Origin of the sequence: Streptomyces sp. NPDC048111, assembly GCF_043202815.1 — a bacterium.
GTDB lineage: Bacteria > Actinomycetota > Actinomycetes > Streptomycetales > Streptomycetaceae > Streptomyces.
The window spans coordinates 803,071-818,869 of the sequence record NZ_JBIDBD010000001.1; the positions used below are offsets into that span (position 1 = coordinate 803,071).

The following is a 15,799-nucleotide window of genomic DNA, read 5'->3' on the forward strand; positions in this document are numbered from 1 at the left end:
TTCAGCGCGGGATCAGCAGGGCGGCGTCCGCCTTCTCGGCACACCGGCGCATCGCCGCCGCCGGGGAGGAACGTCCCAGCAGGACCGCGACGACGGCTTCGCCGAAGGCCTGCGAGATCTGCGGATACGCGGGGTGCACGGGCCGTACCCGCGCGGATTCCAGCGCCTTGGTGAACACCGGCAGGCCCACGGTCTTCGCCGAGTGGTCGGCCCACGCGGGCAGCCCGGCGCTGTCCGAGCTGAGCGGCAGGCTGCCCGCCCCCATGTCCCAGCGGACGTCCTGCGGCGGTGCGATGAGCCACTCGACGAAGGTGACGGCGGCCTTCGAGCGGGCCGGGCCGTTGTCGAAGACGGTCCAGGTGTCGGGGCCCGAGATGGTGACGGGCCGGCCGCTGAAGGAGGGCAGCGGCACCACCGCGTAGTCCACCTTGGCGGTGATGATGTCCGCCAGCGTCCAGGGGCCGCCCATCACCATGCCCATGCGGCCCGAGAGGAAGACCTGGTACATCTGGGCGCTGCCGGGTTTGGGGTCGATGTAGACGCTCTTGCCGGCGACCAGCGCGGCGATGGTCTCCAGGGCCCGGCGGCCCTGGTCGGCGAACCCGATGCTCTTGCCGCCCGGCCCGATCACGTCGCCGCCCAGGTCCCACACCATCGGCCACAGCCGCCAGGTGGTGTCCTCGTCGCCGACGCCGGGCCAGCCGGTGCCGAAGACGCCCTTGGAGGCGTCGGTCAGCCTGCGGGCCGTGTCGGTGAACTCGGCCCAGGTCCAGCCCGGTTGGGGCAGCGGCAGCCCGGCGCGCCGGAACAGGGTCTTGTTGCAGACGACCGCCATGGAGTCGACGAGCGAGGGCGCGGCGCGCACCTTTCCGTTGACGGTCACCGCGTCCCGCAGCGAGGGCCAGTAGTCGGTCCACGGCACGGGGCCGGCGCGCAGGGCCGAGGTGAGGTCGACGACGCGCGGGCTGCGGGCGATGCTCGCGATGTCCGAGCCGAAGACGTAGGCGATGTCCGGATAGGAGCCGGAGGCCAGCGCGGCGGTCACCTTCTGGAGCATCACGTCGGAGGTGGCGCCGCCGCCCGTGTCGACATGGATCTTCGGGTGGGTGCGGTTGAACTCCGCCACGAGTGCCTCGATGGCCTTCTTCGAGGTGTCGGTCTGGCCGTGCCACAGTTCGACGGTCACCGTTCCGTCGGCGGCGACGCCCTCGGCGGAGCCGCACGCGGTGAGGGCCGGCGCCGCGAGTGCGGCGGCGGCGCATCCCGTCGCGGCCCTCAGGAGCGCGCGGCGGTCCGGCGCCACGGCGGCGGGCGAAGGGGCAGGGGGGCGATCCGGGCCGGCGGGCATGATCCGCTCCATCCCTCGCGGGTACGTCCCCGCCTCGGACCCGGGCTCGGATCCTGGCGACTCGGGCCGGCCCGGCGCCCCGGTGGGGGGCCTTGCCGACTGGGCGCACCTCTCGCGGCACCGGACCGTGCCGCGATCCGGGCCACTGGCTGGATGAAAGCGCCTTCTCCCGCCCAACGTCAAGGGCCCGGGGCCGTGTCGCCGGGAGGCTCCACCGGATGGGGCTGCCGGGCCCGCGCGCAAGGGCCGCGATCCGGCCCCGGGCAGCCGTCATCCGGCCGAATCGGCGGCGGACCGGCCGTCAAGTCCCTTGCTCTCCAGGAGATGTGATGGCCCGTCATACAGAGCTCGTTACCCCGGAGCTCGACCAGCGGGGTTCGTCCAGCGGGGTTCGTCCTGCCGGCCGCTCACGCGGGCCGGGGGGGGGGGGGGGGGGGGGGGGGGGGCCCCCGCGGGGGGGGGGGGGGGGGGGGGGGGTGGGGGGGGGGGGGGGGGGGTGGGGGGCGGGGCGGGGGGGGGGGGGGGGGCCCCCCCCCCCCCCCCCCCCCCCCCCGCGGGGATCAGCGGTCGACCGCGTCCAGGGCGCGCCGCGCCAGCGGGTGGGTGCGCACCAGGCCGGCCAGGGTGGTGGCGCCGCGGGTGATGTCCGCGAACGCCTTCCAGGCGGGGCGGAAGCCGGTGATCGCGGCGTGCAGCAGCAGCGGGCGCTTCTCGAAGAGCGTCAGCATCCGGCGGCCGACGCCCATCTCGACGCCGAGCCCGGCCTTGATGGCGAAGGCGTAGTTCAGCGCCTGGCGGCGGGCGTCCACCGCGTCCTGCGACTCGGCGATGCGCACCGCCCACTCGCCCGCGAGGCGGCCCGAGCGCAGTGCGAAGGAGATGCCCTCGCGCGTCCACGGCTCCAGGAGGCCCGCCGCGTCGCCGCACACCAGCACGCGACCGCGGGACAGCGGCGAGTCGTCGCTGCGGCAGCGCGTCAAGTGGCCGGAGGAGATGGCCGGTTCGAACCCGGCGAGGCCGAGCCGGGCGATGAAGTCCTCCAGGTAGCGCTTGGTCGCGGCGCCCTCGCCGCGCGTCGAGATCACGCCGACGGTCAGGGTGTCGCCCTTGGGGAAGACCCAGCCGTAACTTCCGGGCATGGGGCCCCAGTCGATGAGCACCCGGCCTGCCCAGTCCTCGGCCACGCTCGGGGGCACCGGGATCTCGGCCTCGAGACCGAGGTCGACCTGCTCCGTCTTGACCCCGACATGGGCCCCTATGCGCCCGGCGCTGCCGTCCGCGCCGACGACGGCCCGCGCGAGCACGGTCTCGCCGTCGCCGAGGACCACCGCGACGGTGCGCCGGTCGGGCACGGCCGAGCCGTGCTGCTCGACCTTGGAGACGGCGGCGCCGGTACGGACGACGGCGCCGGCCTTCTCGGCGGCGGCGACCAGGCCCGCGTCGAACTCCGGCCGGTTGATCAGGCCGAACAGCATCTTCTTGGACCTGCGGGTGCGCGTCAGCTTCCCGTTGAGGGAGAAGGTGACCGCGTGCACCCGGTCCTGGAGCGGCAGTTCGAAGCCGGGGGGCAGGGCGTCGCGCGAGGGGCCGATGATGCCGCCGCCGCAGGTCTTGTAGCGGGGCAGCTCGGCCTTCTCCAGGAGCAGCACCTTGCGCCCCGCGACGGCCGCCGCGTGGGCGGCCGAGGCACCGGCGGGGCCGGCCCCCACCACCACGACGTCCCAGACGGGCCCTTCGGCCGGCCCGGTCACCGATTCGGCGGTCTCGCCCTGCTGCTCCTCCCGCGGTCCGTCCGTCCCGGCGTCTGCGTTCTCGCTGCTCACGATGTGCCTTTGCTCCCCGTCCGACCAGTGGCCCGTGTTGACGACCGCATCCTACGGGGCGGTAGCCCCGCCCTCCTGTCCTGGCCCGTTGTGGGAGGATCGGCCATATCTTCGTCGTACACGCACGTGTATCCACGCGCGTCCGTACTTACAACGTCGCACCCACGAGGAGCGTGCCCATGACCGCCCACCCGATCGCCGAGACCATCGCCTCCCTGATGCCCCGGGCCAAGGCGGAGCTCACGGAACTGGTCGCGTTCCAGTCGGTGGCGGACGAGGCGGTGGCTCCCCGCAGCGAGTGCGAGGCGGCGGCGCGGTGGGTGGCCGACGCGCTGCGCGCCGAGGACTTCCAGGACGTGGCGCTGCTCGACACCCCCGACGGCTCGCAGTCGGTGTACGGCCTGCTGCCGGGACCCGCGGGCGCGCCGACGGTGCTCCTGTACGCGCACTACGACGTGCAGCCGAAGCTGGACGAGTCGGCGTGGGTGACCCCGCCGTTCGAGCTGACCGAGCGCGACGGCCGCTGGTACGGGCGCGGGGCCGCCGACTGCAAGGGCGGGTTCATCATGCACCTGCTCGCGCTGCGCGCCCTGAAGGCCAACGGCGGCGTACCGGTCTCGGTGAAGGTGATCGTGGAGGGCTCGGAGGAGCAGGGCACCGGAGGGCTCGAGCAGTACGCCGAGGCCCACCCCGAGCTGCTCACGGCGGACGCGATCGTCATCGGCGACACCGGCAACTTCCGCGTGGGCCTGCCCACCGTCACGGCGACGCTGCGCGGCATGACCATGATCCGGGTCCGGGTCGACACCCTCGGCGGCAATCTGCACTCGGGCCAGTTCGGCGGCGCCGCACCGGACGCGCTCGCCGCGCTGATCCGCGTCCTGGACTCGCTGCGCGACGAACACGGCCAGACCGTGATCGAGGGCCTCGACGCGACCGCCGCGTGGGAGGGGCTGCAGTACCCCGAGGACGAGTTCCGCCAGGACGCCAAGGTCCTGGACGGGGTGGCGCTGCCCGGTACCGGCACCGTCGCCGACCGCATCTGGGCCCGCCCCGCGGTCACCGTCATCGGCATCGACTGCCACCCGGTGGCCGGTGCGACGCCGTCCATTCCGGCGAGCGCCCGCGCGCAGATCAGCCTGCGGGTGCCGCCCGGCCAGGACGCGGCCGAGGCGACCAAGCTCCTCTACGCGCACATCGAGAAGCACGTCCCGTGGAACGCCCGGGTCTCCTTCGAGCAGGTCGGCCAGGGCCAGCCGTTCCGCGCGGACACCAGCAGCCCCGCCTACACCTCGATGGCCGACGCCATGGCGGTGGCCTACCCGGGGCAGGAGATGCAGTCCTCGGGCATGGGCGGCTCGATCCCGCTGTGCAACACGCTGGCCGCGCTCTACCCCGAGTCCGAGATCCTGCTGATCGGTCTGAGCGAGCCCGAGGCGCAGATCCACGCGGTGAACGAGAGCGTGTCGCCCGACGAGCTGGAGCGCCTCTCGGTCGCCGAGGCGCACTTCCTCGTCAACTACGCGGCCTCGAAGCAGAGTTGAGCCGCAGGGGCGGATCACGGTTCAGCGCTGGGCGGACATCGCGCAGAGCGTAGATCCCGGGGGCGGGCGGCGTCGGCGGCGTACGTTCGCCCCATGGATCTCATAGCCGTCCGACCGCACCTGTACATGTTCCGCTTCCCCATCGGCCAGGCGTATCTCTGGCACGACGAGGACGGGCTGACGCTCGTCGACGCCGGTGACGTGAACGCGGCGGCGCCCATCGAGGAGGCGGTGCGCGGGCTCGGGTTCGACCCGGCCGCGCTCCGCCGCATCGTGATCACCCACGGCCACCGCGACCACTACGGCGCGGCGGGCGAGCTCGCGGACCGCCACGGAGCCGAGGTGATCGCCCACCGGCTCGACGCCCCGGTCGTGCGGGGCGAGACCCCGACGCCGGAGCCGGTCCTGCTCGACTGGGAACTGCCGTTGTACGAGCACGCGTTGACGGTTCCCGAGGCGCCGCCGACCCGGGTGGACCGGGAGGTCGCGGACGGTGAGGTGCTGGACTTCGGAGGTGGCGCGGTCGTCGTGCACTCCCCCGGGCACACCGACGGCTCGATCGCCGTCCATCTGCCGCGCCACGGCGTGCTGTTCACCGGCGACAGCGTGGCCGGGGTCGGACAGGTGATGCTGGGCGTCTTCAACACCGACCGGGAGCGCGCGCGGGCCTCGATGCGACGACTCGCCGCCCTCGGCGCGGACACCGTCTGCTTCGGGCACGGCGACCCGCTGACCGAGGACGCGGCGGCGGTCCTCAAGGCCTCAGCCGACCGGGACTCCGGCCTCCAGATTGAGCACGGCTGACCGCTCCCTGGCCCGCAGCGCCCAGCGCAGCCGCTCGAAACGGGCGGGCGGCAGGAGTTCGGCCGCCTCCTGTTCGCCGACGAAGCGCCAGCCGCGCAGTTCGGCGCCGGGCAGCAGCACCTCCGCGGCCCGCGCGCTCTCCAGGCGGCCTCCGTCGAACAGCAGCCGCAGCCCGCCGAATCCGGGCGGCCTGGGCGGTTCCCAGTCGACGACCAGGAGCCGCGGTACGTGGTCGAGGCGCAGCCCGAGTTCCTCCTCGACCTCGCGCACCCCCGCCCGGGCCGGCGCCTCACCCCGCTCGACGACCCCTCCGGGGAACTCCCAGCCGGGCTTGTAGGTGGGGTCGACCAGGAGCACGCGGTCCTGTTCGTCGAAGAGGAGCACTCCGGCGGCGAGGGTCTCGGCGGTGGGTTCGGGGGTCTGCACGATCGCGCAGGCGCGGGCCGCTCCGGAGCGGACCGCGTCGGCTATGCGCTGGGCGGTCGCGCGCGGGGAGAGCGTGCCGTTGTCGACGGCGTACGCGTCGGCGGCGAGCCAGCCGAGGGCGCGCTGGAACGGCTCGATGTGGTCGTAGGCCCATCTGCGGACGCGCTGTTCATCGGCCTCGGGATCGTCGGGGAACTCCACCCGGCCCGCTATCCGTCTGCGCAGGATCGTTTCCTCCTGGGTGAGCAGCACATGGCGCACCGGGATCCTGCGGGCCGCCAGCCCCCCGAAGATCTCGTCCCGGTACTCCTGTCGCCACAGCGTCATCGGCACCACGAGGACGCCGCCGACCTCGGCGTGCAGCGCGGCGGCGCCGTCCACCACCAGACGCCGCCAGATCGGCAGGTCCTGATAGTCGCTGACCTGCGCGAGGAGTTTCTGCGGCAGCAGCTGCCGCAGTGCCCCGCCGATCACCTCGGGGTCGTAGAACGTGCTGTTCGGGATCAGGTCGATCAGCTCGCGCGCGGTGCTCGTCTTGCCCGCGCCGAACGCACCGTTGACCCAGACGATCACGGTTCCCCCTCATCGGTAGCTCCCAGTGGACTGCCCGCAACACCCTGCCACGGAAACCCCGCACGGGCTCCGCCCGTCCTTGATCGCGCCCACAACTGTGGCCGGGCTGTTGCTTGCCGGGTGCCACCGCGGGGCTCCCGGCGGCGTCCTGATGGATGAGCACCGGCCACGGGGGGCCGTAACGCCGATGGCGCAGACGTCGTTGTGCGGGTGCCGCACGAGACGACAAGGGGACACGACGACATGCGTCGCACCGTATTGGAACGCTTTCCGGCGGGCGGGCCCAGGGGCCACTGGCCTGCCGAGGAGTTCGCGCGCGAGCGCAGGAACGAGGGCCTCCAGGCGGAGGTCGTGATGGACCTGGAGAGCGATGCCTTCCTGGTCGTCGTGGCCCGCCCGGTGCCCGAGCCGGTCGGCTGAGGCCCGCGCCCGCCCGGAGCGGGCGGCGCCGGGCCCGCCGCGCGCGACGTCCGATTTCCGCCGGTCGCCCGGCGCTCAGGACGTCGCAGCGAGGCCGTCGGCGCCGGCCCGCTCGTGCACCAGAGGTCTCAACTCACCTCAGAAATCACCGTAGTTGACCTGCCAGGTGGGCAGGCCGAGGCGGCGCCAGACGGCCACGACGCGGTCCCGGTCGTCGAGGCTGACCCGTACGTTGAACCGGTGGCGTACGTGCGCGTCGAACAGTTCGGCCTTCACGAGGTCGTCGCGCCGCCCGTCCCCCGCCGCCCGCATCCACAGCTCGTCGTAGGGCACGTCGTGGGCGGCGAGCCACGCCAGCGTCTGCGGGCGGTACTCCTCGCCCCGGCCCGACAGCAGCACGATCGTGTCGCCGTGGGTCTGCCGGAAGCCGATCAGGGCGTCACGCACGGCGCTGTTGAGGCCGTCCTGCTCGCAGCGCGTGAAGTCGTAGGGGTTGCGGTTGATGTTGATCGCGAGCGTGCCGTCGATGTCGCACATCACCGCGCTCGGCAGGGACGCGTCCGGCACATGGGGCGTCACCTCGGCCAGCACCACGGTGTCGTTCAGCCACGCGTCGGTCAGCCGCCAGCCGTTGCGGACGGCCTTGGCGTGCTTGTCCGCGAGGATGCGGATGATCTCCTCGCCGACCGGCTCGGGACGGGCCGCGTCCCGGCGCACGCACTCCTCGACCGAGACGCCCGTGAAGTCGTGCACCACGAACCGGGCCCGCCCGGCCACGGCCGCCTTGAGGCGCTTGGGGATGTGCGGGGTGAGGTGGGTGTTGTCGACGACGACGTCGAACCCGGCGGCGATCGTCTCGCGGACCGCGGCGTCCTGCACGGCGAGCACGCTCTGCTCCGCGGCGTGCGACCGCTCCCGGTCGGCGCCCGCCTGGTCGAACATGGTGCGCAGGTCGTCCAGGTTGACCCGGCGGCAGCGGCCGTCGGACGCGAGGACGAGTTCACGGGCGGCGGTGGTCTTGCCCGAGGCGGGAAGTCCGGTCATGACGTGCACGGTGGGCATATCGGGGTTCAGCTTTCGTCGTCGTGCATGAAGGGGTCGGTGGCCGTCGGTCGGACGGACCTCCAGATCATCAGGTCGATGCCCCGGCCGTCCAGGAGCGGGAAGACGGCCGCGCGGGCGGTGCGCTCGGGGATCAGGCCGGCGGCCCGCGCGAAGGCGCCCCGGTCGTGGGCGAGGTGGGCGATCTCGGCGAACCGCTCCTCGGCCAGGCGGACGAGCGCGGCGGACTCCGCGTCCAGACGCGCGGTGACCTCCCGCACCCAGCTGTCGAACTCGTCCGGGACCTGCTCCAGCAGGGCCTCCAGCGGGTCGGCGCCGTCCGCGGTGAGCGCGGCGATCTCGCCGGGGCCGCAGCCGAGCGTCTGCGCGACCCGCTTGGGGTCGTGGCCCGCGAAGCGGCGGATGCCGAGGTAGCGCCAGATGTCGCGCTCGGTGACGCCGGTCAGGACCTTGTGCAGCCGTACGTACTCGCTGATCTTGGCCTTGGCGCGCAGACCCGAGGCGTAGCGGATGACGTACCCCTCGGCATCGGTGCCGGTGGCCTCGCGGCCGTCGGCGTGCACGCCGGACGCGGCGCGCTCGAGCAGCCGGGCGAGCGGCATCGCGGGCCAGGTGCGGGCCACGGAGCCGACCGCCGTCCAGTCCTCGGCGGCGCGGTGGAGCTCGATCTCGCGGCCCCGCGCGTCGTAGGCGGCGAGCAGCACCAGGTCGCGCCGGTCGCCGTAGTCGACGACGATCCGGTTCTGCGGGTAGAGGATCTCCGCGAGGTAGGTGACGCCGGGGCGCAGCTTCGCCGTGTCCCGCCCGTCGAGCCGGCGGCCCGCCCAGAGGGCCTGCGCGGAGGTGAACGACCCGCGGGAGGCGACGCGCCAGCGGCCCTCGTAGTGGAAGACGATGCCGAGCGAGCCGTCGACCTTGTCGTACACCTCGAACGGCTCGTCGGGCAGCGGAGGCGCGTAGCGGCGGCCGAGCGCGTGCTCGGCGACGTTGAAGAACTTGGGCAGGCAGTGCGCGACGACCGTCCCGCTCACGTCGTCGACGACCAGTCCGCGGCACCGCGTGGTGACCTCGTCCCACGCCTGCTCGTACTGGCAGGACCTGCTGTAGGAGTAGAGGGAGAGAGGCAGTTGGGGGTGCGTCTTGCGGACGACGTGTCCCGAGGCGAGGGCGGCGGCCAGGCCGGCGGGCGGGACGAGCTGGTCGAGGTCGGTCACTGCTGCTCCAGAGTGGTGGGCTGTCACCTGCAGCTTGACCGACCGCGACCTGCGGGGCGAGGCAATTTCGAACGGGACTCATGCCGCGAGCGGGACGCTCGGGGCGATGAAGTAGCCGTCCCGGTCGTACCAGCGGATCTCCGTGATCCTGATGTCGTGGAATCCGGCGCGCTCGAAGATCGGGTCCACCAGGGCCGCCCCTTCGGGGGCGTCGGGGGTCTCCAGGTCGACGATGGTGACCCGCGGGTCCACGGGGCTCGGGCGGCGGGCCACCTCGCGGCCGGGCAGGGGGTTGCGGGCCGGGTCGAGGTCGGCCAACAGGGCGGTGGCGACGTGCAGTTCGACGGTCATGGCGGTCTCCGGGGCCGGGCTGCCGCCGCCCGTGCGCGGGCGCTGCCCTCTCGGGCCGCCGACGGGCGGTGGCAGGCAACGTCTGTCGAGGTCGCCGACCATGTGGTGCGCGCCTCGGGAATCGCTCAACTCCCGCTGGACAAGCGGTGGATGACCGATGGAGGGCCGCTCGCGGGCGGCGCTATCCCTTGCTCGACCCCAGGGTGAGACCGGCGATGAAGTGGCGTTGCAGGAGCAGGAAGACGACGAGGGTCGGCAGAGCGACGATGACCGAGCCCGCGGCCAGCAGGTTGTAGTCCGTGAAGAACTGACCGCGGAGGTTGTTGAGGGCCGAGGTGACGGGGAGCTTGTCGCCGTCCGACATGAAGACGAGGGCCCACAGGAAGTCGTTGTACATCCAGGTGAACTGGAGCGTCGCCAGGGCCGCGAGCGCCGGGCGGCACAGCGGCAGCGTGATGCGCCAGAACTGCGTCCACACCCCGGCCCCGTCCACGATCGCCGCCTCCAGGATCTCCTGCGGCAGGGTGCGCATGAAATTGGCGAGCACGAAGACGCAGAAGCCGATCTGGAAGCCCACCTGGACGGCGATGACGGCCCAGTACGAGTCGAACATCGTCATCGAGTCGGACATCCAGTACGGCAGCGGTACGCGGTTGAAGACCACGTACAACGGGGTCACGATGACCTGCTGCGGCAGCAGGTTGCCGGCCGTGAAGAGCATCAGCAGCACGATCCCGCCCCGCAGCCTGAGCCGGGAGACCGCGAAGGCCACGAACGCGGCGAGGAACAGCACGATCACGACCCCGGGCACCGCGATGATCAGGGTGTTGACGAAGTACTTCGTCATGCCCGAGTCGGTGAACGCCTGCCGGTAGTAGGCGAACGAGAGGTGTTCGGGCAGGGAGAAGTAGCCGTCGCGCGAGGTCTCCTCGTACGGCCGCAGCGACGCGTAGACGGCGAGCAGCAGGGGCGCCAGGAAGGCGAGCGAGACGGCCATGAGGAAGGCGTGCACGCCCAGCCGCCCGGGGCGCACCCGGCGCCGGGCCGCGGGGGCCGCCGCCGGGGCGGTGGCCCGGGGGGCGGAGGCGGTGTGGGTGGTCATCGGTTCTTCTCCCCTCGGATCTCCTGGACCAGGTACGTGAGGACGAACCCGAGGGAGACGGTCAGCAGGACCACGGCGATCGCCGAGCCGAAGCCGATGCGGGCGGCCTCGCCGATGATGTTGTCGGTGACCAGCACCGACAGCACTTCCAGTCCGTTGCGCCCGTGGTTGACGGCGTACACGATGTCGAAGGCACGCAGTGACTCGATGACGGTGATCACGCCGACGATCACGTTGACCGGGCGCAGCGTCGGGAAGACGACCCGCAGGAAGGTCTGGCGCTCGCTCGCTCCGTCGATGGCCGCGGCCTCCTTGAGGGAGGGGTCGACGGCCTTGAGGCCGGCCAGGTAGAGGATCATCACATAGCCGGTGTGCCGCCAGGCCGCGGCCAGCAGGATCATCCAGATGTTGAGGTCCGGGTCGCCGAGCCAGTCGGTCGGGTCGTCCTTCTGGCCGAGGAGGGCGTTGAGCGCGCCCTGGTCGCGGGAGAAGACGAGCTGGGCGATGAAGCCGACGACCGCCAGGGACAGGACGACCGGCATGTAGAGGGTCGACTGGTAGAACCGGCTGAAGCGCACGCCCCGGTCGACGAGGACGGCGAGCAGCAGTCCGAATGGCGTGGCCACCAGGCCCAGTACGCCCAGCCACATGAGGTTGTGCCGGACGGCGGGCCAGAACGGCGGGTAGTTGGTGAACAGGTCGGTGTAGTTCTTCGTGCCCACCCACGTGACGTCGCCGACGCCGTCCCAGCTGGTGAAGGACAGCACGACGGAGGCGAGGGTCGGGCCCCACACGATGGCGACGTCGAGCAGGACGGGCAGACCAAGGAGCACGCCGAGGACGACGAGGTCACGGGCGGTGAACCGCCTGGTGCCCCGTCGTCCCGCGCGCCGCGCTGAGGTGAGCGCCACGGCTGAGTTCTCCAAGTCGGAGCGGGTGGGGGTCGGTTGGCGAGCGGGGAGGGCCCGCGGCTCAGCCTTCGGAGGCGAAGAGGGACTTCTTCTGGCGCTCGATGTCGTTCACCAGGCCGTCGACGTCCTTCGGATTGCCGATGAACCTCTGGATGGCCGGGATCATCACGGTGGACGCGAAGTCGGGCCGGGTGTCGCGGTCGAGGAACTGCGAGATCTGCCGGGCGCCCGAGACCAGCTCCACGGCCTTCTTCTGCAGCGGGCTGTACTTCGAGGTGTCCGCACCGCTGTTGACGGCGATGTTGTTCGGGTCGCCCGCGAGATAGGCGTCCTCGGCGGCGGGCCTGGCGAGCCACTTGAGCAGGTCCTTGGCGCTCTCCATGGACTGCTTGTTCTTCAGTTCCTTGGCGTTCTTGGCCAGCAGGAAGCCGTCGATGGGCGCCTCGACCGCGTCCTGGCCGTACTGCGGATCCATCACCGGGAACGGGAAGAAGGCGATGTCGTCCTGGTCCCCCTCGGGGAACTGCTGGCCCACGTGGGGCAGTCCGAACACCGCCATGCCCGACTGCTTCTTCTGCAGGCTCTGCGCGGCCTCCTGCCAGGTGCGTCCATTGGCGCCCTGCTGGCAATAGGGCAGGATCCGGCGCCAGTTGTCGAAGACGTCCTTGACACGCCGGTCGGTCCACGCCTCTGTGCCGGCCATCAGGCTCTTGTGGAACTCATAACCGTTGGTGCGCATGTTGAGGTAGTCGAAGGTGCCCATGGCGGGCCAGCCGTCCTTGTCGCAGAACGCGATCGGGTCGAGCTTGTCCTTCTGCATCCGCCTGGCGAGTTCCACGTACTCGTCGAAAGTCTTCGGCGCGGTGTAGCCGTGCTGTGCGAAGAGGCTCGCGCGGTGGAAGACCGCCCACGGGTAGTAGTAGTACGGCACGAAGTACTGCTTGCCGTCGGCGCCGGTGGACTGGGCCTTCAGCGCGTCGGAGAAGCCCTGGAAGCCCTGCCACAGGTCGCTGATGTCGTACAGCAGCCCCTTCTGGGCGAAGAACTGCATGCGATAGCCCGCGAACCACATGAAGACGTCGTCCGGCTTGCCCTGGAGGTAGCGGTTGATGTTCTCCTGGAAGGTGTTGTGGTCAACGGTGTTGACCTTGATCGTGCGGCCTTCCCTGGACTGCTTCTGGTACGCCGCGAACGCGTCGGCGAATGCCTTCTTGGGGACGGCGTCGGACGAATTCGAGCCCAGCCGGATCGTCTTGGAGTCACCCCCCGGTCCGCTGCCACAGGCCGCGAGCAGCGAGGGAAGCGTGACCGCCCCGGCGCCGACTGCCGCTCCACGCAGGAGATTCCGCCGAGACATCCGATGTCCCGCTGTGCTGTTGGACGCCGTAGGGCCGTTGAACGATGACTGCGCCATGTCCCCCTCCTTCGGGGTGCAACCCAACACAACCAAACGCGAGGCTTGGATCTCACCCTCAACTCAGGGTGCCGTCAAGGGTTTTGACGCAACGCCGGGGAACCGTTACCGCTTCTCATGCAACAGAGTCCAACAAGCCCTACCGGAAACGCTCGCCCTGCTGGCGGGGCCGACAGGAGGGCCGAGCCGCCCCGCTTTGCGCGCAAGCGGACGAATGTGATGATGCGTCATCTTCTGGGCGGACTGCCGACAGGGTGGACGAGCGAGTGGTCGGAGCGCTGGGCAGCGGGTGTGGAGCGGTGGACCGGGCGGGTGGTCGGAGCGCTGGGCAGCGGGTGTGGAGCGGTGGACCGGGCGGGTGGGGCCGGGATCAGGAACGGGCCGGGCGCCGCCAACGGGCAGGCCCGGCACGTCACTTCAGGAGGGCGGCCGTCTTCGCGCGGGCCGCCGACGCCGCGGCCGCCGCCGCCCCCACCAGGCCCGCGTCGGTGCCCATGAGGGCGGGGGACACCGCGAGGTGCCGCACGAAGGAGAGGGTGGCGTAGTCGCGCAGGGCGCGGCGCAGCGGGGTGAACAGCACGTCGCCCGCACCCGCCACTCCCCCGCCGATGACCGCGATGTCTATCTCCACGAGGGTCGCGGTCGCCGCGATGCCCGCCGCGAGGGCCTGCGCCGCGCGCTCGAAGGAGGCCACGGCGACCGGGTCGCCCGCGCGGGCGGCGGCGGCCACGGCGGCGGCCGACGTGTCCCCCTCGGGGCCGGGGAGCCAGCCGTCGTCCAGGGCCCGGCGGGCGATGTTGGGGCCACTGGCGATGCGCTCGACACAGCCGCGCGCCCCGCACGGGCAGGCTTCCCCGTCCAGGTCGACGCTGATGTGGCCGATGTGTCCCGCGTTGCCGGTGGGGCCGGGGTGCAGCGCGCCGCCGAGGACGAGCCCGCCGCCGACGCCGGTGGACACGACCATGCACAGGGCGTTGTCGTGGCCCTTGGCCGCACCCAGCCAGTGCTCGGCCGCCGTCATCGCCACCCCGTCGCCGACGAGCACGACGTCGAGCCCGCCGGTGACCGCACGCACCCGCTCGACCAGCGGGAAGCCGCGCCAGCCGGGGATGTTGACGGGGCTGACCGTGCCCGCCGACGCGTCCACGGGGCCCGCGCTGCCGATGCCGACCGCGCCCGTACGCTCCCACAGTGGGGAACCGGTCAGCTCGGCGAGCACCGCCTCGGCCGCGCGCATCACCGTGTCCCCGTCCTCCTGGGCGGGCGTCGGCCGCTGGGCCCGCAGCAGGATCCGGCCGTCGGCGTCCACCAGGGCTCCGGCGATCTTGGTGCCGCCGATGTCGAGCGCGGCCACGAGGTCGGTGTGCATCGAGGTCGGATCTCCTGGTGAGGACGGGTAACAGCAGGTCAAGATGAGAGTCTCCCCGCATGTGACAACGTTGTCCAGGGCCTATGCTCGACGCCACACACTCCGTTATGGCACCGGACCCCGCCGGACGGCTCCCGACGACGACAGGACAGCGCACTGTGGCCGAGAACGCCCGCCACCACGAGCCCCGCTACGGCAACCGTCCGACGATGAAGGATGTCGCCGCGCGCGCCGGTGTCGGCCTCAAGACGGTGTCCCGGGTCGTCAACGGCGAAGCCGGTGTCACGCCGGACACCGAACGACGGGTGCAGGAGGCCATCGAAGCCCTCGGGTTCCGCCGCAACGACAGCGCGCGGGTGCTGCGCAAGGGGCGCACCGCCTCGATCGGGCTCGTCCTCGAAGACCTCGCCGACCCGTTCTACGGGCCGCTCAGCCGGGCCGTGGAGGAGGTCGCGCGGGAGCACGGGGCGCTGCTCATCAACGGGTCGAGCGCGGAGGACGCCGACCGCGAGCAGGAGTTGGTGCTGGCGTTCTGCGCTCGGCGGGTGGACGGGCTGATCGTGATTCCCGCCGGGTCCGACCACCGCTACCTGGAGCCCGAGATGAAGGCGGGCGTGGCCACGGTGTTCGTGGACCGCCCGGCCGGCCGGATCGACGCCGACGTGGTGCTGTCCGACAGCTTCGGGGGCGCCCGCGCGGGCGTGGCCCACCTCATCGCGCACGGGCACCGCCGGATCGGCTTCATCGGCGACCAGCCGCGCATCCACACCGCCACGGAGCGGCTGCGCGGCTATCACGCGGCGATGGCGGACGCGGGGCTCCCGGTCGACGACGCCTGGGTCTCGCTCGGGTCGACCTCCCCGGACCGGGTGCGGGACGCCGCCGAGTCCATGCTCCGCGGGCCGTCCGCCGTGACCGCGCTGTTCGCCGGCAACAACCGGGTGACGGTCACCGCGGTACGGGTGCTCGCGGGGCGGGAGCACCCGGTGGCGCTGGTCGGCTTCGACGACATCGAGCTGGCGGATCTGCTCGGCATCACGGTCATATCGCAGGATGCGGCGACGTTGGGGCGTACGGCGGCGGAGCTGCTGTTCCGGCGGCTCGACGGGGCTGAGGAGCGGGCGGCGCGGGTCTCCCTGCCGACGGTGCTGATCCAGCGCGGGTCCGGGGAGATCCCGCCGCCCTCCCTCGGTTAGGCCTCCGCCTGCCGCGGGGGCGTCCTGGGCGGCCCCGGGTTGCCTCGTGGGCCCGGGCCCCCAACCCCGTTTGCGACTGCGGGTCGTGGTCGCTTCTCGCGCCGTTCCCCGCGCCCCTGGCGGGGTTCGTGGCGGGACGGGGTCCTTCGTGGGCCCGGGCCCCCAACCCCGTTTGCGACTGCGGGTCGTGGTCGCTTCTCGCGCCGTTCCCCGCGCCCCTGGCGGGGTTCGTGGCGGGACGG

14 protein-coding genes are annotated in these 15,799 nt (G+C 72.3%); 4 read left to right on the forward strand and 10 right to left on the reverse strand.

Annotation, left to right across the window (positions count from 1 at the left end):
• Position 1: 1 nt before the first annotated feature.
• Complete coding sequence (locus tag ACGF3I_RS03620) at positions 2-1,348, reverse strand: ABC transporter substrate-binding protein (protein ID WP_393128859.1); 1,347 nt, start codon at positions 1,346-1,348, stop codon at positions 2-4.
• 560 nt (positions 1,349-1,908) lie between these two features.
• Complete coding sequence (locus ACGF3I_RS03625) at positions 1,909-3,171, reverse strand: geranylgeranyl reductase family protein (protein WP_393128860.1); 1,263 nt, start codon at positions 3,169-3,171, stop codon at positions 1,909-1,911.
• Positions 3,172-3,350: 179 nt separating this feature from the next.
• Here ACGF3I_RS03625 and ACGF3I_RS03630 point away from each other — a divergent pair, with 179 nt between their 5' ends.
• Together ACGF3I_RS03630 and ACGF3I_RS03635 are read left to right on the forward strand one after the other, a co-directional pair.
• Positions 3,351-4,715, forward strand: coding sequence for a dipeptidase (locus ACGF3I_RS03630; RefSeq protein WP_393128861.1), 1,365 nt, complete (start codon positions 3,351-3,353; stop codon positions 4,713-4,715).
• Positions 4,716-4,808: 93 nt separating this feature from the next.
• The gene (locus ACGF3I_RS03635) at positions 4,809-5,519 is read left to right on the forward strand and encodes an MBL fold metallo-hydrolase (protein ID WP_393128862.1); all 711 of its coding nucleotides are present in this window, start codon (positions 4,809-4,811) and stop codon (positions 5,517-5,519) included.
• On the opposite strand, the gene ACGF3I_RS03640 is transcribed toward ACGF3I_RS03635, so the two are convergent.
• A complete protein-coding gene (locus ACGF3I_RS03640; protein WP_393128863.1) occupies positions 5,478-6,518 on the reverse strand; it encodes an NUDIX domain-containing protein in 1,041 nt (346 codons plus the stop codon). The genes ACGF3I_RS03635 and ACGF3I_RS03640 overlap by 42 nt on opposite strands.
• A 243-nt stretch (positions 6,519-6,761) precedes the next feature.
• On the opposite strand from ACGF3I_RS03640, the gene ACGF3I_RS03645 reads away from it, so the two are divergent.
• The gene (locus ACGF3I_RS03645) at positions 6,762-6,938 is read left to right on the forward strand and encodes a hypothetical protein (protein ID WP_393128864.1); all 177 of its coding nucleotides are present in this window, start codon (positions 6,762-6,764) and stop codon (positions 6,936-6,938) included.
• A 138-nt stretch (positions 6,939-7,076) separates the two neighbouring features.
• On the opposite strand, the gene ACGF3I_RS03650 is transcribed toward ACGF3I_RS03645, so the two are convergent.
• The 7 genes from ACGF3I_RS03650 to ACGF3I_RS03680 form a co-directional block, all read right to left on the reverse strand.
• Positions 7,077-8,000, reverse strand: a complete 924-nt coding sequence (locus ACGF3I_RS03650) for an AAA family ATPase (RefSeq protein ID WP_393128865.1) — start codon at positions 7,998-8,000, stop codon at positions 7,077-7,079.
• Positions 8,001-8,008: 8 nt separating this feature from the next.
• Entirely contained in the window at positions 8,009-9,214 is a 1,206-nt protein-coding gene (locus tag ACGF3I_RS03655; RefSeq protein WP_393128866.1) for an RNA ligase, read from the reverse strand.
• Positions 9,215-9,292: 78 nt separating this feature from the next.
• On the reverse strand, positions 9,293-9,565 hold the full coding sequence (locus ACGF3I_RS03660) for a hypothetical protein (protein WP_393128867.1): 273 nt from the start codon (positions 9,563-9,565) through the stop codon (positions 9,293-9,295).
• Between the two features lie 181 nt (positions 9,566-9,746).
• The gene (locus tag ACGF3I_RS03665) at positions 9,747-10,667 is read right to left on the reverse strand and encodes a carbohydrate ABC transporter permease (protein ID WP_393128868.1); all 921 of its coding nucleotides are present in this window, start codon (positions 10,665-10,667) and stop codon (positions 9,747-9,749) included.
• On the reverse strand, positions 10,664-11,578 hold the full coding sequence (locus ACGF3I_RS03670) for a carbohydrate ABC transporter permease (RefSeq protein WP_393128869.1): 915 nt from the start codon (positions 11,576-11,578) through the stop codon (positions 10,664-10,666). The genes ACGF3I_RS03665 and ACGF3I_RS03670 overlap by 4 nt, the downstream gene beginning before the upstream one ends.
• Before the next feature lie 61 nt (positions 11,579-11,639).
• A complete protein-coding gene (locus tag ACGF3I_RS03675; protein WP_393129115.1) occupies positions 11,640-12,935 on the reverse strand; it encodes an ABC transporter substrate-binding protein in 1,296 nt (431 codons plus the stop codon).
• Positions 12,936-13,404: 469 nt separating this feature from the next.
• The gene (locus tag ACGF3I_RS03680) at positions 13,405-14,361 is read right to left on the reverse strand and encodes an ROK family protein (RefSeq protein WP_393128870.1); all 957 of its coding nucleotides are present in this window, start codon (positions 14,359-14,361) and stop codon (positions 13,405-13,407) included.
• A 158-nt stretch (positions 14,362-14,519) separates the two neighbouring features.
• Between ACGF3I_RS03680 and ACGF3I_RS03685 the strand changes: the two genes are divergently transcribed.
• The gene (locus tag ACGF3I_RS03685) at positions 14,520-15,557 is read left to right on the forward strand and encodes a LacI family DNA-binding transcriptional regulator (protein WP_393129116.1); all 1,038 of its coding nucleotides are present in this window, start codon (positions 14,520-14,522) and stop codon (positions 15,555-15,557) included.
• Positions 15,558-15,799 lie beyond the last annotated feature (242 nt).

Coding starts and splice junctions, on each gene's coding strand:
- ACGF3I_RS03675 (WP_393129115.1), bottom strand. CDS start 12,935: ATGTCTCGGCGGAATCTCCTGCGTGGAGCGGCAGTCGGCGCCGGGGCG.
- ACGF3I_RS03635 (WP_393128862.1), top strand. CDS start 4,809: ATGGATCTCATAGCCGTCCGACCGCACCTGTACATGTTCCGCTTCCCC.
- ACGF3I_RS03650 (WP_393128865.1), bottom strand. CDS start 8,000: ATGCCCACCGTGCACGTCATGACCGGACTTCCCGCCTCGGGCAAGACC.
- ACGF3I_RS03665 (WP_393128868.1), bottom strand. CDS start 10,667: ATGACCACCCACACCGCCTCCGCCCCCCGGGCCACCGCCCCGGCGGCG.
- ACGF3I_RS03620 (WP_393128859.1), bottom strand. CDS start 1,348: ATGCCCGCCGGCCCGGATCGCCCCCCTGCCCCTTCGCCCGCCGCCGTG.
- ACGF3I_RS03660 (WP_393128867.1), bottom strand. CDS start 9,565: ATGACCGTCGAACTGCACGTCGCCACCGCCCTGTTGGCCGACCTCGAC.
- ACGF3I_RS03680 (WP_393128870.1), bottom strand. CDS start 14,361: ATGCACACCGACCTCGTGGCCGCGCTCGACATCGGCGGCACCAAGATC.
- ACGF3I_RS03645 (WP_393128864.1), top strand. CDS start 6,762: ATGCGTCGCACCGTATTGGAACGCTTTCCGGCGGGCGGGCCCAGGGGC.
- ACGF3I_RS03630 (WP_393128861.1), top strand. CDS start 3,351: ATGACCGCCCACCCGATCGCCGAGACCATCGCCTCCCTGATGCCCCGG.